Raw genomic sequence first — 20,220 nt, forward strand, 5'->3', positions numbered from 1 at the left:
GCCTACAACTTCATGTTGACGTTCATGTTGTAGATGATCCAGATCGAACCAGCGATCAGAATCAACACAACGATGGCGGTAAACATCAGTGACACCACGTTCCACTGACCTTCTGACGTTTTCACTTCCATGTGCAGGAAGTACTTAAAGTGCACGAAGATCTGCACAATCGCACAACCAAATAACACAACATAAGTTGCGGTATCTGGCAGCACTTGCGCCCACACACAGTAGAAAGGAATCACGGTCAGGATCAGAGACGCAATAAAGCCTTTTACGTAATCAGAGGCACCTGTATCTAGATGTTGTTCCATTACATAACCCCCAATAAGTAAACGATGGTGAATACACAAATCCAAACGATGTCTAGGAAGTGCCAGAACAAGCTCAAGCACTGGAATCGCATCGACATATTATCGTTCAAGCCTTTGGTTGAAAGTTGGTGGTAGCACACGGCTAGCCAGATCAAACCAAAGGTTACGTGCAAACCGTGTGTTCCGACCAAAGTGAAGAACGCAGATAGAAATGCACTTTCTTGTGGACCATAGCCTTCAACAATCAGATGATGGAACTCGTACACTTCCATTCCGATAAAGCCAGCGCCAAGTAAGAAGGTCACTTTTAACCAACGTTTTAATCCTGTAACGTCTTTGCGCTTCATCGCAATCATGCCGAAGCCAAACGTGATACTGCTGAATAGCAGCAACATGGTTTCTACAAACACGAACGGCAGTTCGAAAATCTCTTTACCGGTTGGACCCGCAATAGAGCCGCTTTCTAGTACTGCGTAAGTCGCGAACAAGGTCGCAAACAATACACAGTCACTCATTAGGTAAATCCAGAAACCAAACAGCTTAATGCCAGCAGAATCATGGTGATGATCGTGGTCGTGAACCGCAACATTAGCTTGCATAGGTCACCTCCAGATCGTCTTTCTTATCGTTGTCTTTCACTTCGTTTTTCTTCGCTTCTTCAAGTTGAGCTCGACGCTCCGCTTCAATCGCTTTGATTTCTTCAACTTCAACGTAGTAATCCACATCGTCGTTGTAGCTGTGTTGAATACACGTCACGATGATGCCAACAAAGCTTGCTGCTGCTAGCCACCAGATGTACCAAATCATCGCGAAGCCAAACACCAATGCCCATGCAGATACATAGATACCTGTTGGTGTGTTCTTCGGCATATGGATACGCTCGTATTCCACTTCTTTGGTTGGATCGAATTCGCCACTCTGCTTTTGGTACCAGAACGCGTCTAGCACATCACCTTTTGGTAGGTGCGCAAAATTGTAGAACGGCGGTGGTGAAGACGTCGCCCACTCAAAGGTACGACCGCCCCATGGGTCACCCGTTAGGTCACGGTTTTGCTCGCGGTCACGAACACTCACGTAGATTTGGATGAACTGACAAGCCACGCCAAGCGCAATCACTGCCGTACCCGCTGCAGCAACTGCCAACAGTGGGAAGTACTCTGGGTTAAGGTCTTGGCTTAGACGACGCGTCATGCCCATAAAGCCCAGTGCATAAAGCGGTAGGAACGCCATTAGGAAACCAACGATCCAGCAAATGAATGCACGTTTGCCCCATGTTTCGTTCATGGTGAAGCCAGTTGCTTTCGGGAACCAGTATGTGATTGCCGCGAAACAACCGAATACCACACCACCGATGATTACGTTATGGAAGTGCGCAATCAGGAACACTGAGTTGTGCAGAACAAAGTCCGCGCCCGGTACTGCCATTAGTACGCCCGTCATACCACCTACAGAGAAGGTAATTAGGAAGCCAACCGTCCACATCATCGGAGTGGTAAAGCGGATTCGGCCTTTGTACATGGTGAATAGCCAGTTGAAGATCTTCACCCCGGTCGGGATAGAGATAATCATGGTGGCGATGCCGAAGAATGCATTCACATTTGCACCTGAGCCCATGGTGAAGAAGTGATGCAGCCAAACGACGAACGCCAAAATCGTGATTACGATGGTTGCCCATACTAACGAGGTGTAACCAAACAGCTTCTTGCGTGAGAAGGTTGCCGTTACCTCAGAGAACACACCAAAAATAGGCAAGATCAGGATGTACACTTCTGGGTGACCCCATGCCCAAATCAGGTTGACGTACATCATTACGTTGCCGCCAAGGTCATTGGTGAAGAAGTGCGTACCGATGTAGCGATCCAGCGTTAGTAGCGCGATGGTTACGGTTAGGATTGGGAATGAAATGATGATTAGAATGTTGGCACACAGGGACGCCCACGTGAACACTGGCATCTTCATCATTGGCATAGACGGCGTACGCATGCGCAAAATAGTCGCAAAGAAGTTCACGCCCGTCAGCGTGGTGCCGACACCGGATATTTGCAGCGCCCATATCCAATAATCCACCCCAACTCCGGGGCTTGCCTCAATACCAGACAGCGGCGGATACGCCAACCAACCAGTACGACCAAACTCACCCAAGCCAAGTGACATATTGGTGAGGATCACGCCTACGACAAACAACCAGAAACTCAGGTTGTTTAAGTAAGGGAATGCCACATCACGCGCTCCAATTTGCAGCGGTACAATGATGTTCATCAAACCAATCACCAACGGCATTGCCACGAAGAAAATCATGATTACGCCATGGGCAGTAAAGATTTGATCGTAGTGATGTGGTGGTAGATAACCGGTCTCACCTGCCGCAGAAAGCAGCTGTTGGCTACGCATCATGACCGCATCAGCAAAGCCACGAACCAACATCACCATTGCCACAGCGATGTACATAAAGCCTAGTTTTTTGTGGTCTACCGAAGTAAACCATTCATTCCATAAGTATTGCCACTTACCCGCTTTGGTTATCGCCGCAACGACAGCCAAACCAACGATCGCGATCACCGCTAGAGTGACGACAATAATCGGCTCGTGATAAGGGATTGATTCAAGTGTTAATCTTCCAAACATTGCGATTATCCTAGATTTTCCGGCAAACAGTTCATTGAACCCGGATGCTGGGTCACGACGTCGGTGAACAAAAATGGTGGAATACTAGAGAACATCTTCACAGGCTCCGCCACCGTTGGTGATGCAAGCGCACGGAATTGCTCCCAGTCTTCGATTCGATCAGGGCTGGCTTTCACTTGCTGTACCCAATTCAGGAACGCAGTGCGATCTTCCATTGCCGCTGCGGTAAATTTCATTTGCGAGAAACCCTTACCGCTGTAGTTAGAAGCAAAGCCTTTATAATCCCCTGTGTGGTTTGCAATCAGATTCAACTTGGTCACCATACCTGGCATCGCGTAAATCTGAGTACCGAGACGCGGGATAAAGAACGCGTTCATGATGTTGTCTGAGGTCAGTTTGAACTGAACCGGAACATCTTTCGGAAACGCCACATAGTTCACTGTCGCAATGTTCTCTTCTGGGTAGATGAACAGCCATTTCCAGTCGAGTGACACCACCTCAATGGTGATGGGTTTGACGTCACTTGCGATGGGCTTGGATGGCTCTAACTCGTGAGTAGAACGCCAAGTGATGGTTGCCAGAATCGCGATGATGATGATTGGAATCGTCCACACCACCACTTCGATCTTGGTCGAGTGCGACCAATCCGGAGCGTATTCTTCATCCGTGTTGGATTCTCGGTAGCGATAAGCGAAATAGATTGTCATTAGAATCACAGGGATCACGACAATCAGCATCAGTAAAAGCGCTGTAATGATCAGTTCCTTTTCCTGAACGCCAATACTACCTTTCGGGTCAAGTAGAGCAGAGTTACACCCTGCGAGCATAAGGATGGTCGCCACCAAACTTATCCTCGATAAGATGCGTGTATATCTTGAAGCTTCCATTAACTTTCTCGATGGTTAGCCAACAACAGAGCAAGCCCTGCGATTGGTTGTCTTGGTCATTAGAATATTTTTGTGTTGAGCTTGTGCAGCAATGGACTTCTTGGTGGGAGATATCAAGTTGCTTGATGGTTAAAACCACACTCACAACGTGAGTTTATTGTTACACTTTGAAATACATTGTTACATTCGAACGCATTATGCGGAGGGAAAAAGGAAAGCTCATTAGCCACAGATGGAAACTAACGTTCCATTTATGAAATATAATATTGATATAGGAATAGCAAAACAGGTGCGTAAGATTTACGTACTACAGCATATATTCTTTTCTTTACAGCAACTTAAGCAATGCAAACGAGAAGAGTAATCAGTTGCGTATTCGGCACGAGAGTGTGAGCTACATTAGAAAGTGCGAATTAAGGAAAGCGTGACCAGTATCATAGTTATGAATTCACATACTATTTACATGGCATTTCTGCAGTAAATGATTATTTAGGCAATCCAATTTACCAGATTAATACCAAGTGCTTTTTAGGAGTGATATTTGGTTCAATTGTTAATCGAATGAACTCACTAAAACGAAACGAGCGCTACTTAACTAGCGCTCGCAGCCAGAAACCAATGGCTCAATGCTACATTCTCATCCCGCCATCCACTTCGAGCACTCGCCCTGTGAAATAGTCGTTTTCAAGAATGTATTCCACAGCATGAGCAATCTCACTCGTCTCCCCCATCCTACCGGCGGGTATCATCTTTTGCAGTCGGTCTATGGCTTCTGGCTTCATTTGATCTGCCATTGCCGTTTTGACGACACCGGGCGCAATAGCCGCAGAGCGAATACCATATCGGGCTAGTTCTCTTGCCCATGTTGTTGCCATGGTTGCGACGGCAGCTTTCGATGCAGAGTAATTGGTTTGCCCAATATTGCCCGCTCTCGCCACGCTGGAGATGTTAATGATGGCGCCCTTCGAGCCACTCTCGATCATTTTGACTGCCGCTTCTCGACCACACAAGAACGTGCCCGTGACATTGACGTTCATCACTAGGTTGAACTGCTCAAGCGGCATCTTAGTGATCTCACCGTCTTTGGCTTTGACTAATAACCCATCTCGCAAAACGCCAGCATTATTAACTAAGCCATTTAGCTGCCCAAAGTCTTGAAGAATCTCATTAAAGGTATCCTCCACTTCAGATTCATTGGTAACATCAAGTCGATAGATCAATGCTTTGGCACTGAGCATGCGGCATTGTTCTTGGGTATTCAGTAGTCCCGTTTCGTTAACATCAAGCAATGCTAAATCTGCACCCGCTTGAGCAAGGCTGACCGCCATCATCTGCCCTAACCCTTGCCCCGCACCTGTGATTGCAATGACACTGTTTTTTAAATCCATATCTGTACTCCATTACTGGATAACTTCCATGCTTAAACGCCTGATAGGGAATCTTGCTTTTAACCCTTCTGGTTCTTATAGAATTCAAACAAGCTAGAGAAATCGAGTTCTGCATGACCTGCCGCGTTATGGAATGCATAAAGATTGCGAGCCAAAGAGCCCATAGGAACAGAAGAGTTGGTTTGCAGCGCCGCATCCAAGCCTAAGCCAAGATCTTTGAGCATCAACTTGCTCATAAAGCCGGGATTGTATTGATTACTCGCTGGCGCAGAATCCATCACACCGGGGCATGGGTTATAGAGCTCCAACGCCCAGTTTCGACCAGAACTTTGCAGCATGATATTGGATAAGACTTTCGGATCGAGACCATGGTCAATACCGAGATTGAGCGCCTCGCAAGTTCCCGACATCAAAATGCCCAGCATCAGGTTGTTACAGATCTTCGCCATCTGACCATCGCCTGCTTTCCCCGCGTGGAATACGTTTTTACCCATATATCGCAAGATCGCATTGGCTTTGGAGAATGCTTCGTCCGAACCGCCAACAATAAAGGTCAGCGTTGCCGCTTTTGCGCCTGCCACGCCGCCTGAAACAGGAGAATCAACAAACAACAATCGTTTATTCTGCGCTTCGTTTGCCACCAAGCGAGCAGAATCTGGATCAATGGTCGAGCAGTCAATCAGCAATGCATTGTCCTGTACAATGTTGAGCAGACCGACACCACCGTGTAAATCCCCCAAATACACCGCACGCACGTGTGCACCTGCAGGTAGCATGGTGATCACCGTGCCAGCGCCATCCACGACTTCTTCTAACGTACTAGCAACCACTGCGCCAAACGGTTCGAGTTGCTTCGCGGCGTTCACATCCACATCGAACACTTGCACATGAAACCCTGACGCCAATAGGTTTTGTGCCATTGGACTACCCATGTTGCCCAAGCCAATAAATGCAATGGTACTCATGTTGTTTCTCCTTATTTTCCTAGCTGTGCAAGTGGATGTTCCTCTTCAGACCAAAGAGAAGTGAACAAGGTATCGATGACGCTCTCATCGACTTCACTGACGCTGTTAAACATCCATTTTGGATTACCATCTTTATCAACTAATCGAGAGCGCACGCCCTCTTCAAACTCACCGAGTAATGCGCTACGAACTGACAAGGTTAGCTCTAGACGGAAACAATCCGCCAACGACAAACGGTGGTACTCTTTGACTTGTCTAAAACAGATATGTGCGGTGATCGGACTGCCCGCAACAAACGATTTTTGTGCGTTCTCAAGCCATTGAGTCTCGCCTTCCATTGCTTGAATTCGTTGGGCAATCTGATTTAAGTCATAGCCTTTGCAAGCTTCTTTAATTTGGTCGAGATAAGGGCAAATCTGAGTTGTCGGCTTGCTGTCAATGACTTGATCTTCCATCAATTGAAGTAACGCACTGACAAGCGATTTGGCATCGGCAGAGCTCCAATCGACTTGTTTCAGCTCTTCAAGCAGCGCCGGATATTGCTCTTCCAACAGCAACCATTCTGCCAAACCAATAGTGACAGCGTCACTTGAATTCACCATTGCGCCAGTCAAACCAAGGAACAAACCTACCTCTGGGTCAATTTGGCTTAAGAACCAAGTGCCGCCCACGTCCGGGTAAAGCCCGATATTGATCTCTGGCATCGCAAGACGAGATTTAGGCGTGACGACTCGATGACTGGTGCCCATAAACAAGCCCATGCCACCGCCCATCACAATGCCCTCTCCCCAACCAATGATAGGCTTTTGATAGGTATGAATCAGGTAATCGCATTCGTATTCGAGCGAGAAGTAGTTAGAACAGAACTCGGCAGTTTCTTCTTTGCTTTTTTCGTGCATGACGTGGTACATGGTTCGTACATCGCCCCCTGCACAAAACGCTTTTTCACCCGCGCCATTGAGGATGACACACACCAAATCAGGGTCACCTTGCCATTCGATAAGTTGGTCGTTGAGCTCTGCCAACATGTCGTAAGTCAATGCGTTCAAAGAAGCCGTGTTGTCTAACGTCGCGATACCAATTCGGTGCACGCCGTCTAAGCAATCTATTTCGCTAATGGTTACTTTCCCTATCATGCGACCTCCTATTGATTCTTCCAGTTAGGTTTACGTTTTTCTAAGAAGGCACGAACCCCCTCGGTTTGATCTTCGGTATCGAATAAGTTTAGAAACAGTTCTCGCTCTTTAATCAGACCATGTTTGAGTGGCGCTGAGCGCATGTTTTGGATAAGCGCTTTACATGCGGTTACCGAAGACGGCGATTGATTGGCAACCGATTCTGCAAGCTCAGTGGCTTTATTAAGCGCTCCACCTTTTTCCACCACTTCTTCTGCTAGTCCAAGTTCTCGAGCTTGTGCTGCAGCGACTTGTTCACCGCACAATATGATGCGTTTCGCCCAACCTTCACCGACCAATGCGGTTAGGTTTTGCGTACCACCAGCACAAGGCAGTAATCCGACTTTCGCCTCTGGTAGTGCCAGCACGGCTTGCTCTTCTACCACACGAATATCACACGCCAATGCGACTTCTAATCCACCTCCCATGGCGTAGCCGTTGATGGCAGCGATAGAAACCCCTCGAAATGCAGACAGCGTTTCAAAGGCTTCACCAAAGATACGCGCCATCTCTAACGCCACCGCTTTATCGCCATCGGCAAACAACTTGAGGTCTGCACCTGCAGAGAAAAACTTCTCTCCATTCCCAGTGAGCACTAGAGCGTAAACGTCTTTATTGTCGTTTAGCGCTAGCACTAGCTCTTTCAATGCAGTTAAGCTTTGTGACGTCCATGTATTAGCGGGCGGGTTGTTCATGGTCACCACCGCAACGTGATTGCTGATGGTATGTTGAATCGCTTGTTGTTCTGTTGGTGACATATCTCTGAATCCTTTCTTGATGAAAATGACCTGAGCTTTATGAATAAAAGCAGAGCTTGTCGGCTGCACTTATAGCAATGCGGACTCTTCTGCGAGCAATCGACGCGCGATGATCAACCGCATGATCTCGTTGGTACCTTCCAAAATCTGGTGTACTCGAACATCACGGAAATAGCGCTCCATTGGGTATTCTTTGATGTAGCCATAGCCACCGTAAAGTTGCAGCGCTTGGTCACAAACTTGAAAGCCGACGTCGGTTGCAAAGCGTTTTGCCATGGCACAATAAGTCGTGGCGTCTGGGTCACCTCGGTCTAACTTGCTAGCGGCGTACCGCACCAGTTGGCGGGAAGCGACAAGCTCAGTTGCCATGTCTGCCAGTTTGAATTGCAATGCTTGGAATTGAGCTAATGATTTGCCGAACTGTTTACGTTCTTGCATGTACTGCGCCGCTTGATTCAACGCTTGCTGAGCCGTACCGACAGAACAGGTCGCAATGTTGATGCGTCCGCCATCCAAACCTTTCATAGCGAACACAAACCCTTGCCCCTCTTCACCGAGCAGATGTGATGCGGGAATAGAAACATTGTCGAAAGTCACCGCGCGTGTTGGCTGACTATTCCAGCCCATTTTCGGCTCTTTACGTCCGTAGCTAATCCCGTCTGCATCGGCGGGGACAACAAACGCAGATACGCCTTTCGCGCCCGCATCGCCGGTTCTCGCCATCACGACTAAAACGTCGGTATCGCCTGCGCCAGAAATAAAGGTTTTGCCACCGTTGAGAATGTAGTTATCACCTTGCTTAGTCGCAGACGTCGTTAGAGACGCCGCGTCCGAACCTGCGTTTGGCTCAGTTAAACAATAAGATCCGAGAAATTCACCCGTAATGAGTTTTGGGCAGAACGTGTCTTTCACTTCTTCGGTCGCAAAGCTCGCGACCATCCAAGTCACCATGTTATGAATGGTCATAAATGCAGTGGTCGATGTGCATCCCATAGAGAGCTGCTCGAAGATGATAGATGCATCCAAACGGCTTAAGCCCAAACCGCCTTGCTCTTCTGGGGTGTAGAGGCTCAAGAAACCAAGCTCTCCCGCCTCTCGTAGAATATCTTTCGGGAAGATTTGTTTCTCATCCCACTCTGCTGCCATTGGCGCTAAACGCTCTGCCGCAAATTGCTGAGCCGTGTCGGCAAACATACGTTGATCTTCGTTGAGTTCAAAATCCATATGAGCTCCTTACTTCGTTAGCGCAGGTTAATAGTCAGGTTTGGACCAGTTGGGATATCGTCATCAAACCAACGAGCCGTCACGGTTTTGGTCTCGGTGTAGAAGCGCACCGCTTGTTTACCGTAGGCGTGCAAATCACCGTAAAAACTGCCGCGCCAACCCGTAAACGAGAAGAATGGCAAAGGCACTGGAATCGGCACGTTCACACCTACCTGACCGACTTGAATCTCATGTTGATACTTTCTCGCCGCCGCACCATTCGCAGTGAAGATGGAGGTGCCGTTGCCGTATGGGTTGCGATTTACGAGATCTATCGCTTCTTGTAACGTGTCGACCTCAATACACACCAAAACAGGTCCGAAGATTTCTTGGGTATAAATCGACATCTCGGTGGTGACGCCACTGAATAAAGTTGGACCAACCCAGTTACCTTCAGGGAAGCCTTCTACTTCACATTGGCTACCATCAAGTTCACACACCGCACCTTGTTGTTTGCCTTCTTCAATCAAACTAAGTACACGCTGTTTTGCATGTGCGCTGATCAAAGGACCATACGCAGCATTCTCGTCATCCCAAGCGCCAGGATGCACTCTCGCCATTTCTTGTTTTAAATCGGCAATCCACTCTTTCGAACTGCCTACAAACACAGCGACGGATATCGCCATGCAACGCTGTCCTGCCGCACCAACCGAAGAGCCAACTAGGTTGTTCACCACTTGGTTTTTGTTCGCATCTGGCATCACTACCATGTGGTTTTTCGCGCCAGCAAAGGCTTGAACACGTTTGAAATTCTGTGTGCCTGTGGTGTAGATGTATTGCGCTACGGGAACAGAACCAACGAAAGAAACGGCTTGGATGTCGGGATGTTTCAGCAACAAATCGACCTGCTCCTTACGACCGTGCACGATTTGCAGCACACCTTTTGGCGCACCCGCTTCTTCGAACAGCTCAGCCAAACGAATTGACGTGAGAGGCACTTGTTCAGAAGGTTTAAGAACAAAAGTACTCCCGCTCGCAATCGCAATTGGGAACATCCACAAAGGGATCATGGCAGGGAAATTAAATGGCGTAATACCGCAGCACACCCCAAGCGGTTGAATCAGCGAATAACTGTCGATATCTGTAGCAACGTTCTCGACGGTTTCTCCCATCATGTTGCTAGCAATATTGGCAGCTTGCTCGACCACTTCGATACCACGCCACACATCCCCTTTTGCATCCGCAAAGATCTTGCCTGTTTCGTGAGAAAGTAGCGTCGCCAATTCATCATGATGTTCTTTCAGTAGATGTTGGTAGCGCAGCATTAAACGCGCACGCTCCGAAACTGCGACGTCTTTCCAACAGGTAAAGGTGGCTTTTGCACTCTCAATTGCTGCATGCATCTCTTCATCCGTTGCGCACGGCAAGCGCGCAATCACATCATTGGTGGCAGGGTTTGTGACTTCTACCCAATCCGTTGCTTGAGATTCACGAAACTCACCATCGATGAATAAGGGAACCGTGCGAGTCATAATCTAGTCCTTCTTTACGTTATTCGATAATTAGAATTAAAGCGGTATCTCGATACCAATAGCAGTGGCTTCACCACCACCGATACAAAGTGATGCAACACCTCGCATCACTTTTTTATTGTTGTTGTCACCATCTACACCAAGCGATTGCAGTTGGCGCAGGCTATGAATGAGAGTCACTAAAATACGAGCTCCACTTGCGCCAATTGGATGCCCAAGCGCACACGCACCGCCTTTGATGTTTACTTTGTCTTTATCGATGCCTAATTGGCGTACCGCGATTTGCGTGACAACAGCAAAGGCTTCATTGATCTCCCAAAGATCGACCTCGTCTACTGACCAATCGAGTTGAGATAACAACTGCTCTATCGCAAAGACGGGCGCGAGGGTAAATTCAGCGGGCTTTCTGGCGTGGGTCGAGTGCCCTTTGATGATTGCTAATGGCGTTAAACCTTGATGCTGTGCCTCCTGCGAGTCCATTAACACCAAAACTGCAGCACCATCGGATATCGCACTTGAGTTTGCAGCCGTCACCGAGCCGGTCTTATCGAACGCGGGTTTGAGTTGAGGGATCTTGTCGAGCTTGATGGAGCGTGGATGCTCGTCATAATCCAATGTTGAAGTGCTATGACGAGTCGTGATTTCTATCGGCGAGATTTCGTCGTCAAACAGATGCTGCTCTTGCGCTTCCAACGCTCTTGTCGCAGATAGGATTGCCCATTCATCCATTTGTTCACGAGTAAACTCAGAACGGTCAGCCGTCTGCTGCGCATAGACTCCCATCAAATGCCCTTCATACGCATCTTGAAGACCGTCGAGAAACATATGGTCGTGAGTAGATTGGTGACCCATTCGCATGCCGTTACGCGCTTCTTTAAGCAGATACGGCGCATTGGTCATGCTTTCCATACCACCGGCGATGGCACTGCGAATGCTGCCCGCTTTGATAAGATCGTGAACCAGCATGACGCTTTTCATGCCAGAGCCACACACTTTGTTGATGGTGGTACAGCCTGTCGTCAGCGGAAGATCTGCACCTAGTGCTGCTTGTCTGGCTGGTGCTTGCCCACATCCCGCAGGTAATACGCAGCCCATATAGACTTCGTCGACTTCGCTAACCCCGCTCGCATCCATTGCCGCTTTGATAGCAAATGCCCCTAATTGAGGCGCTGAATAACCTTGTAACTGACCTTGAAAGCGCCCGATTGGCGTTCGCTTTGCACTGACAATCCAGATGTCATTTCCCATGTTCTCGTCCCTTCTGACGATAATTCACAGTTCACGAACTCATCCCTCACACCTGCTACCACGGAGCTTTCACACAGAATGTGGTGTCACTCCAGCCTCTCATAAAACGATGAATTTTCGCACTGTGATTTCTTGACGTTTACGTAAGCATAGCACTAACATTTACGTTAACGTAAAGAAACACATTAATAACAACACAAATTTACTCTCATGCTTTTAGCTAGTCCGTTTAGTTCAAGGCTTGAAGGGATTTTAAGAAGCCAAAACTATTCATTAGAGGGAAAAACCGAGTGGATAAATTCAAGATAAGTGACCTCGCCAAAGAGTTCGACATCACGACCCGAAGCATTCGTTTTTACGAGGATGTCGGGCTGATAGAGCCGGAACGAAAAGGCAACATTCGCGTATACCAACGCAGAGATAAGATCCGTCTCAAGTTGATTTTACGTGGTAAACGATTGGGCTTTTCGCTTGCGGAAATTCGGGAATTGTTCGAGCTGTACGATACCCAACAAAGCGATGGTCAGCTGCTTAAAATGCTAACCATCATTGATGAAAAACAAGCGCACTTACAGCAGCAACTGGATGATATTAGCGTTGTAATGAACGAGCTAGAAACCGCCAAAGAGCGATGCAAACAAGCGCTAAGCGACAATAAAACTAACAGCCAATAACTAAAAACTTGTAACGACTAAAACAAACAAGAATAACCATAATTTCCAAGCCCAAGCAGTGTAACTCGAACCTTATCCGTACTAATAAGTACTTTCAACAGGGAAATGTTATGAAAAGCAGCTACACCCCACTCAACTTTGGGCTTGGTGAAACCATCGATATGCTCCGAGACCACGTCAACGCGTTCGCCACCGAGCATATCGCCCCTATCGCCGCAGACATCGACCGCGACAACCAATTCCCCAATCATTTGTGGTCCAAGTTTGGTGAAATGGGTTTGCTCGGCGTAACCGTTGATGAAGAGTTTGGCGGTGCAGGCATGGGCTATCTTGCTCACGTTGTCGCGATGGAAGAGATCAGCCGAGCTTCGGCGTCTGTCGCACTCAGTTACGGCGCACATTCCAATCTTTGTGTTAACCAAATCTTTCGCAATGGCTCCCCTGCTCAACGCGAAAAGTACCTACCTAAGCTCATTGATGGTTCTCACGTCGGTGCATTGGCCATGAGTGAGCCGAACTCAGGTTCTGACGTGGTTAGCATGCAGCTGCGAGCCGAAGATAAAGGCGACCACTATCTGATGAACGGCAACAAAATGTGGATCACTAATGGTCCTGATGCCGATACCTTAGTGGTTTACGCAAAAACCGATCCCAATGGCGGCTCTCGTGGTATCACGGCATTCATTATTGAGCGAGAATTCGAAGGCTTTAGCCATGCTCAAAAGCTCGACAAACTCGGTATGCGCGGCTCCAACACCTGCGAATTGGTGTTCCAAGATTGTGTCGTGCCAAAAGAGAATGTGTTGGGTGAATTAAACCGTGGTGTCGAAGTGTTAATGAGCGGTTTGGATTACGAACGCGTGGTATTAGCAGCCGGTCCACTTGGCATCATGCAAGCCTGTATGGACGAAGTGGTTCCGTATGTTCATGACCGCAAACAGTTCGGCAAATCCATCGGTGAATTCCAACTAGTGCAAGGAAAGCTCGCTGACATGTATTCACGCATGAACGCCGCCAAAGCTTACGTTTATACCGTTGCTGCCGCATGTGACAGAGGGGAATGTACACGTAAAGATGCCGCTGGCGTGATCCTTTACAGCGCAGAACTTGCGACACAAATGTCCCTCGATGCTATTCAGCTATTAGGCGGCAATGGCTACATCAACGAATACGCGACCGGACGTTTACTCCGTGACGCCAAACTGTATGAGATTGGTGCTGGCACTTCTGAAATTCGCCGCATGCTGATTGGACGAGAGTTGTTCGAAGAGTCTCGCTAACCCACCGACAAGGAAGTCACTATGGCAATCATTAAAAGTAAAACCAAGCCAACCGACGAGCTGTTTTTGTCGAATAAAGCGGTCATGACCGAGTTGGTGGGCAACCTTAAAGCCAATATCAAAGCCATCAAACAAGGGGGCGGACAAAAAGCCATTGACCGCCAACGCCTAAAAGGAAAGCTGCCCGTTCGTGAGCGTGTCATGCTCCTTTTGGATGAAGGCAGCAAGTTTCTTGAAGTCGGACAATTCGCCGCGTGGAACGTCTATGAAGAATCGGTTCCATGCGCAGGCGTCGTCGCCGGCATCGGCACTATTGAAGGCATTCAATGCATGGTGATCGCCAACGATCCTTCCGTCAAAGGCGGCACCTACTACCCGCTCACCGTGAAAAAGCATCTACGGGCGCAAGAGATCGCCCAACGTTGCCAACTACCTTGCGTCTATTTGGTGGATTCCGGTGGTGCAAATCTCCCTCATCAAGCGGAAGTCTTTCCTGATAAAGAGCACTTTGGGCGCATCTTCTTCAATCAAGCCAGAATGTCGGCGCAAGGCATTCCTCAAGTCGCGGTTGTGATGGGGCTTTGTACCGCAGGCGGCGCTTATGTACCTGCGATGGCAGACGTTTCCATCATGGTCAAAGAGCAAGGCACCATCTTCTTGGCAGGACCACCGTTAGTAAAGGCCGCAACGGGAGAAATCGTCACCGATGAAGAATTAGGCGGTGCCGACGTGCATTGTCGTAAGTCTGGCGTTGCCGATTACTACGCAGAAAACGACCAACACGCATTGCAACTGGCACGCGAAGCCATCTCGAATACCAACCAATCACTCCCACTTCAAAGCGACAAAACGGTTTTACCACCGCGTTACGACGCCGAAGAGATGTATGGCATCGTCAATGCGAATCTGCGCTTGTCTTTTGATGTTAGAGAGATCATCGCTCGTGTGGTTGATGACTCAGACTTCGATGAATTCAAAGCACTTTATGGCAAGACCTTAGTATGTGGCTTCGCACGAATTCACGGCCATCTGATTGGCATTGTGGCTAACAACGGCATCTTGTTTTCTGAGTCCTCACAGAAAGGCGCGCACTTTATTGAGTTGTGTGCCAAACGCAAAATTCCCCTACTGTTTTTGCAAAATATCACTGGGTTTATGGTGGGCAAAAAGCTTGAAGCAGAAGGCATTGCCAAGCACGGCGCGAAACTGGTGATGGCGGTTGCATGCGCGGATGTGCCTAAGTTCACCGTGATTATTGGCGGCTCTTACGGCGCAGGTAACTATGGCATGTGCGGTCGCGCTTATGACCCCACCATGATGTGGATGTGGCCAAACGCACGAATCTCGGTAATGGGCGGAGAACAAGCCGCAGGCGTGCTCACTCAAGTGCGTCGAGAAGTGAAAAAACGCCAAGGTGAAGAATGGCCAGAGCCCGAAGAAAGTGCATTCCGAGAATCTATCGTAGACTTGTATGAGTCTCAGGGGCATCCCTACTACGCCAGTGCGCGTTTATGGGATGATGGCATTATCGACCCGAAAGATACACGTCAAGTATTGGCTCAAGCCTTAAAAGCCGCGCTCAATGCGCCAATTCCTGACAGCAATTTTGGCATATTCAGAATGTAGAAATGTAGAGAGAAAAGGACGTCACATGCAGGATCATCAACCGAGTATCATCCCCAATACCCAACGACAAGATGAAGTACTTTGGAACGTCGATGAATTCGGCGTCGCAACGCTTACGCTCAATCGCACAGAGAAGCACAATGCGTTTGATGCTTGCATGATTGACTTGCTGATCCACAGGCTGGACTACCTCGCTCTGCGCACCGATGTTCGATGCTTAGTGCTTCGAGGAAACGGCAAACATTTCTCCTCTGGTGCTGATTTGAATTGGATGAAATCCATGGCAAGTAGCACCAGAAAGCAAAACCTAGAAGACGCGCAAAACCTTGCGCGCCTGATGCATACACTGGACGCTTTCCCTCAGCCTACTATTGCGGTTGTGCAAGGTTCCGCTTTTGGCGGCGCGTTAGGCTTAATCTGTTGTTGTGATATCGCAATCGCAGCGGAGAATGCGAACTTCTGCTTGAGTGAAGTCAAACTGGGGCTGGTTCCAGCGACCATCTCTCCTTATGTCATGCGAGCTATGGGCAACCGACAAGCTCGTCGTTATATACTCAGCGCCGAAGTGATTAACACCGCCAAAGCTGAAAAGTTTGGCATTGTGCATGAGGTTCATAAGCTGGATAAAATCGAAGCCGTGGTAGAAAGCTTGATTGATTCTTTGCTGCTCAATAGCCCAGATGCGATGCGAAAAGCCAAAGCGTTATGTCATCAATGCCACCAAAATCCGATTGATGGTCAGCTTATTCAATACACGAGCCAACTTATCGCCGACATTCGCGTATCGCCGCAAGGACAAGATGGCTTGCAAGCCTTTCTGGAGAAACGAGAACCGGGTTGGATAAACAAGCCAGCTAAGGGCAAGAAATGAATTTGCCAAACAAGGTAAATATTGTCGAAGTGGGCGCACGAGACGGTCTGCAAAACGAATCACCAGTGTCCACGCTAGCCAAGATCCGCTTAATCGACCTGCTCTCAGATACAGGACTCACCCATATTGAGGCAGGCTCTTTTGTGTCGCCTAAATGGGTACCTCAAATGGCGGATTCACTCGATGTGATGAAGAAAATCACCCGCCGCCACAACGTCATTTACTCAGCACTAACGCCTAATGTGCAAGGCTTTGAGAAAGCATTGGAAGCCGGCGCTACCCAAGTCGCGATCTTCACCTCCTCATCGGAGGGCTTTTGCCAACACAACATCAATTGCTCGATTGCAGATAGTCTTACCCGCTTTGAACCAGTAATGGAATTGGCAGCAAAGCATAACATTCCCGTTCGGGGTTACTTATCTTGCGTGGCAGACTGCCCTTACGACGGGCCAACCAAACCCGAACAAGTCGCAAGAGTTGCCAACCTGCTAATGGAATTAGGCTGCTATGAGGTTTCACTTGGAGATACCATTGGTACAGGCACGCCGATACGCATCGCTAAAATGTTAGAAGCCGTACAAGTGAAAGTCCCAACCAATAAGCTTGCGGTGCATTTTCACGACACATGGGGACAAGCGTTGGCGAATATCTACCAAGCCTTAACGATGGGCATCAATACCGTCGATAGCAGTGTGGCTGGGCTTGGGGGCTGCCCTTATGCTCATGGCGCGTCAGGTAATGTTGCTACCGAAGATGTGCTCTACCTTTGCCAAGGCTTAGGAATCGAGACCGGAGTAGATTTAGAGTTGCTCGCCAAAGCCGGATGGATGATCAGTGAAGAATTAAACCGCCAGCCGACCTCAAAAGTCTCGCTGGCGTTAAAGCAGCGTTAGATCTCGTAATTCGCTTTGATACCGATATCGAAATGCAGCGGCATACGCCATTTAGCAAAAGACAGGAAGCCCATTACTAATCCAGCCAATAACATAGTGATGGCAGCAAGGATTGGAAGGTTAAACCACAGCGCAAACATTGCGACAGCGAGAAACACGGGTACCATCTTCAAGCCTGGCACTTTAAAGCAAAAAGACTCTTTAAGCGCAATGCCCGAAAAGGTCACAAAGATAAAGCCAAGCCCTAACCAAGTGCGCTGAAACTCCAAGTCACTCACCATCAATACCAAGCCAATCCAAGACGCCCAACTGATCACGGCACGTACGTGTTTGCTGTAAACGTGAACATTCGCGGCAGATAACGCACCAGCCATACAAACCGTAATGACTGAGGTTTGGTAAATCAACGGTGAACTAGAAATTGCACCAGAGACAAGAACCGAAAAAACAAGCAGCGCCATAGCAAACAAAGTAATACCAAAGCGATACAAGCACACGCTGATTTTATCAAGTGAATCCAACGTCTCTTGATGTTCTGTGTTTGCCATGGAAAGCATCCTGCCTAAAAATGAAAAGGAATGAAAAGCCAACGAGGGTGAAACCGCTGGCTCTATAAACTTGATTACGCCCGTTTTGGAAAGCGGAGTTTACCGCCAGTTCGGTAGATCACCAAAGAGAATAAGATAAGAGCGCAGCCGACGAGTTTATTAGAGGTCAGCACTTCGCCATACCAAATCACACTCAGAATTACAGTCCACACGGGTTCAAGGATCATAATCAGTGCAGCGTTACCCGCTTGGACAAACTTTTGCCCCATGGTTTGCATCACGTAACGCAAACTGGTTGCCAAAAGCGTGCTTAGAGCAAACCACACCCAAATTGATGTAGAAACTTCTGTCGGCGTGGTTTCCAATAGCGAAGAAACCAACAACCCAATCAAGCCTGTCACAAACAGTTGAATGCAAGTCAGCAAAAGTACGGGTAGCTTCTGTGAGTATTTACTGTTGACATTAAAATGCAGTGCAAGCATCAGCGCCGCGCCCAAGAACCAAAGCTGGCTGCTTGATTGTTGCCAACCACCAGCCAAAGACAAACACCCTAGGCCAAGAATCGCGATCGGTAGTGACACCCAAAAGATACGTTGTGGTCGTTGCCTAAACATCACCCACGCGACAATTGGGACAAACAACATCGATAGGCTCATGATGAATGCGCCCTCACCTAGCGTGTCACTGATTGAAATCGCGTAGATCCAACACATCAGTGCGCCACCTAAAAGCACACCCACGCCTGCCGCGGCAAAAATATCTTTCTTATTAGCAGCACGAAGCGGTTTGATACACAGAGGCAGCAAACACAATGAAGCGATGGTGAATCGCAGACCGATAAATCCGAATGGTGGGAGACCTTGAATGGTTTCTTTGGAGAAGATCCACCCTAATGCCGCGATCATCGTAGTAGCGACGAGCACGAATGCAGCTTTGCGTTCTGAGTTAAGCATAATTACTCACAAAAAAGACCCTGCGAGGGATTCGTCAGGGGTTATTTATCATTGATTTTAATGCGTGATAGCTAGTTATATTTGCATCGCAAATGCTGACTTTATATGTAAGTAGAAAGGAGGGTGTTAACGTTTGCGAAACGCTCACAGTATACATGGCAGCTTGATTATCATCGAGATAATTACTGCATTTATCAGCGATTATTTATGCAGTTTATACCGAATGAAATCCCTATCAAATCATCAGGCTAAAGCTCAAATATTGTGCGGAATAACCTCCCTTTCTGGCATCACGAAAATGGTATAATTTAAAAGCAATAAAACAGACATCAGGAGGTGCTTTATGAGACATTCGACCGTACTCTTTTTCATTCTGATTGCCTTGCTTATTATCGCGCCAGTAGGCCTTGGTTCCTTATTCAGTTTCGCCTCTTCTATACGATCTAGTCACTTAGAAGCTGATCCGGTTTCTATTGCCCATATTTACGACATGATGATTTATCGCGGGCGTTAGTTTGTTTTCGATCCTATCTTTCATTCATGGGGTCTTCCGTGAAAAGAAGGCTCCCAGACCTTGAAATTCCAACTCACCTGAAACTTTCTTCAAAAGCTCTTTTGTTTGATTTTGTATCAATTCCCATCCATACCCTATTCAACCGTAGCTAACCCGTTATTTTCCTGTCGATTTTATTCACCAAAATTTTGCCCTAATCGTTACGTGTTCACGTATTAAATAGAAAAATTCACAACTAAATCGGCTCGTACGTAGCGATATTGTCAGTACCTGCTTACTCTTTAACCTACAACTATAAAAAATACGCCAGTGCATTCACGCCACCAATAACAGTGAAAATCTGGAATATCAGCGCCCGAGTTAGTGAAACACGCATTCAAATTACTAGGGAATCAGTGATGAGATTAAAGAACACCCAAAACATGAGCGCAGCTTTGAGGACGGCTCTCGTCGCCGCTGTGTGCTTCTCTCCCCTCACCTTTGCTGCAGAACGTGATGAGCAATTCGAAGTCGGCAAAGAAAAAGCGAAAGTTTGTATGACCTGTCATGGTGTCGATGGCATATCGACCATTGATGCGTACCCAAACTTACGCGGCCAGAACAAAACCTATCTGATTTCTTCCCTTAAGGACTACAAAGCGAGGGAGCGAACCAGTGGTCTCGCGGTGCTGATGCAACAGCAGGCCGATGCCCTCTCTGATCAAGACATTGAAGACATTGCCCACTACTACTCACAGCTAGGCAAAGAAGCTCAACCTTAAACGAG

General features: G+C 47.9%; 20 protein-coding genes. 7 read left to right on the top strand and 13 right to left on the bottom strand.

Features of this window, described 5'->3' with window-relative positions; translation table 11 throughout:
• Nucleotides 1-2: 2 nt before the first annotated feature.
• The 11 genes from cyoD to C1S73_RS24785 all read right to left on the bottom strand — a co-directional run bounded on the left by cyoD (nt 3) and on the right by C1S73_RS24785 (nt 12,095).
• Complete coding sequence (gene cyoD / locus C1S73_RS24735; protein WP_038866549.1) at nt 3-314, bottom strand: cytochrome o ubiquinol oxidase subunit IV; 312 nt, start codon at nt 312-314, stop codon at nt 3-5.
• The gene (cyoC, locus tag C1S73_RS24740) at nt 314-913 is read right to left on the bottom strand and encodes a cytochrome o ubiquinol oxidase subunit III (protein WP_038866552.1); all 600 of its coding nucleotides are present in this window, start codon (nt 911-913) and stop codon (nt 314-316) included. Before cyoC ends, cyoD begins: the two co-directional genes overlap by 1 nt.
• Nucleotides 903-2,939 (bottom strand): cytochrome o ubiquinol oxidase subunit I, encoded by a 2,037-nt coding sequence (gene cyoB, locus C1S73_RS24745; RefSeq protein ID WP_038866553.1) that lies wholly within the window; start codon nt 2,937-2,939, stop codon nt 903-905. The genes cyoC and cyoB overlap by 11 nt, the downstream gene beginning before the upstream one ends.
• A gap of 5 nt (nt 2,940-2,944) precedes the next feature.
• Nucleotides 2,945-3,826 carry a ubiquinol oxidase subunit II gene (gene cyoA, locus C1S73_RS24750; RefSeq protein ID WP_080774367.1) on the bottom strand — a complete coding sequence of 294 codons (882 nt, stop codon included), beginning with the start codon at nt 3,824-3,826 and terminating at the stop codon, nt 2,945-2,947.
• Nucleotides 3,827-4,455: 629 nt separating this feature from the next.
• Nucleotides 4,456-5,214, bottom strand: coding sequence for an SDR family oxidoreductase (locus C1S73_RS24755; RefSeq protein ID WP_038866556.1), 759 nt, complete (start codon nt 5,212-5,214; stop codon nt 4,456-4,458).
• A gap of 59 nt (nt 5,215-5,273) precedes the next feature.
• A complete protein-coding gene (gene mmsB / locus C1S73_RS24760; RefSeq protein WP_038866559.1) occupies nt 5,274-6,179 on the bottom strand; it encodes a 3-hydroxyisobutyrate dehydrogenase in 906 nt (301 codons plus the stop codon).
• An 11-nt stretch (nt 6,180-6,190) separates the two neighbouring features.
• On the bottom strand, nt 6,191-7,315 hold the full coding sequence (locus C1S73_RS24765; RefSeq protein WP_038866563.1) for an enoyl-CoA hydratase/isomerase family protein: 1,125 nt from the start codon (nt 7,313-7,315) through the stop codon (nt 6,191-6,193).
• An 8-nt stretch (nt 7,316-7,323) separates the two neighbouring features.
• Nucleotides 7,324-8,112 (bottom strand): enoyl-CoA hydratase, encoded by a 789-nt coding sequence (locus C1S73_RS24770; RefSeq protein ID WP_038866567.1) that lies wholly within the window; start codon nt 8,110-8,112, stop codon nt 7,324-7,326.
• Between the two features lie 69 nt (nt 8,113-8,181).
• Nucleotides 8,182-9,336, bottom strand: coding sequence for an acyl-CoA dehydrogenase family protein (locus tag C1S73_RS24775; RefSeq protein ID WP_038866569.1), 1,155 nt, complete (start codon nt 9,334-9,336; stop codon nt 8,182-8,184).
• A 17-nt stretch (nt 9,337-9,353) separates the two neighbouring features.
• The gene (locus C1S73_RS24780) at nt 9,354-10,847 is read right to left on the bottom strand and encodes a CoA-acylating methylmalonate-semialdehyde dehydrogenase (protein ID WP_038866573.1); all 1,494 of its coding nucleotides are present in this window, start codon (nt 10,845-10,847) and stop codon (nt 9,354-9,356) included.
• A 36-nt stretch (nt 10,848-10,883) separates the two neighbouring features.
• A complete protein-coding gene (locus tag C1S73_RS24785; RefSeq protein ID WP_038866576.1) occupies nt 10,884-12,095 on the bottom strand; it encodes a thiolase family protein in 1,212 nt (403 codons plus the stop codon).
• Between the two features lie 290 nt (nt 12,096-12,385).
• Between C1S73_RS24785 and C1S73_RS24790 the strand changes: the two genes are divergently transcribed.
• From C1S73_RS24790 to C1S73_RS24810, 5 genes are all read left to right on the top strand, one after another.
• A complete protein-coding gene (locus C1S73_RS24790; RefSeq protein WP_009704658.1) occupies nt 12,386-12,769 on the top strand; it encodes a MerR family transcriptional regulator in 384 nt (127 codons plus the stop codon).
• Between the two features lie 110 nt (nt 12,770-12,879).
• On the top strand, nt 12,880-14,049 hold the full coding sequence (locus C1S73_RS24795) for an isovaleryl-CoA dehydrogenase (RefSeq protein ID WP_038866579.1): 1,170 nt from the start codon (nt 12,880-12,882) through the stop codon (nt 14,047-14,049).
• Nucleotides 14,050-14,070: 21 nt separating this feature from the next.
• Complete coding sequence (locus C1S73_RS24800; protein WP_038866581.1) at nt 14,071-15,675, top strand: carboxyl transferase domain-containing protein; 1,605 nt, start codon at nt 14,071-14,073, stop codon at nt 15,673-15,675.
• 25 nt (nt 15,676-15,700) lie between these two features.
• Entirely contained in the window at nt 15,701-16,546 is an 846-nt protein-coding gene (locus tag C1S73_RS24805) for an enoyl-CoA hydratase-related protein (RefSeq protein WP_038866583.1), read from the top strand.
• Nucleotides 16,543-17,439 (top strand): hydroxymethylglutaryl-CoA lyase, encoded by an 897-nt coding sequence (locus tag C1S73_RS24810; RefSeq protein ID WP_038866586.1) that lies wholly within the window; start codon nt 16,543-16,545, stop codon nt 17,437-17,439. Before C1S73_RS24805 ends, C1S73_RS24810 begins: the two co-directional genes overlap by 4 nt.
• Here the strand turns inward: C1S73_RS24810 and C1S73_RS24815 are convergent.
• Together C1S73_RS24815 and C1S73_RS24820 are read right to left on the bottom strand one after the other, a co-directional pair.
• Nucleotides 17,436-17,987: a DUF2301 domain-containing membrane protein gene (locus C1S73_RS24815; RefSeq protein ID WP_038866589.1), complete on the bottom strand. Its 552-nt coding sequence runs from the start codon at nt 17,985-17,987 to the stop codon at nt 17,436-17,438. The two genes, C1S73_RS24810 and C1S73_RS24815, sit on opposite strands and share 4 nt — an antisense overlap.
• Before the next feature lie 74 nt (nt 17,988-18,061).
• On the bottom strand, nt 18,062-18,940 hold the full coding sequence (locus C1S73_RS24820; protein WP_038866591.1) for a DMT family transporter: 879 nt from the start codon (nt 18,938-18,940) through the stop codon (nt 18,062-18,064).
• Nucleotides 18,941-19,283: 343 nt separating this feature from the next.
• Here C1S73_RS24820 and C1S73_RS27950 point away from each other — a divergent pair, with 343 nt between their 5' ends.
• Together C1S73_RS27950 and C1S73_RS24825 are read left to right on the top strand one after the other, a co-directional pair.
• Nucleotides 19,284-19,454 carry a hypothetical protein gene (locus tag C1S73_RS27950; RefSeq protein ID WP_167391668.1) on the top strand — a complete coding sequence of 57 codons (171 nt, stop codon included), beginning with the start codon at nt 19,284-19,286 and terminating at the stop codon, nt 19,452-19,454.
• A gap of 398 nt (nt 19,455-19,852) precedes the next feature.
• Nucleotides 19,853-20,215: a c-type cytochrome gene (locus C1S73_RS24825; RefSeq protein WP_038866593.1), complete on the top strand. Its 363-nt coding sequence runs from the start codon at nt 19,853-19,855 to the stop codon at nt 20,213-20,215.
• Nucleotides 20,216-20,220 lie beyond the last annotated feature (5 nt).

Origin of the sequence: Vibrio jasicida 090810c, assembly GCF_002887615.1 — a bacterium.
Classification (GTDB): domain Bacteria; phylum Pseudomonadota; class Gammaproteobacteria; order Enterobacterales; family Vibrionaceae; genus Vibrio; species Vibrio jasicida.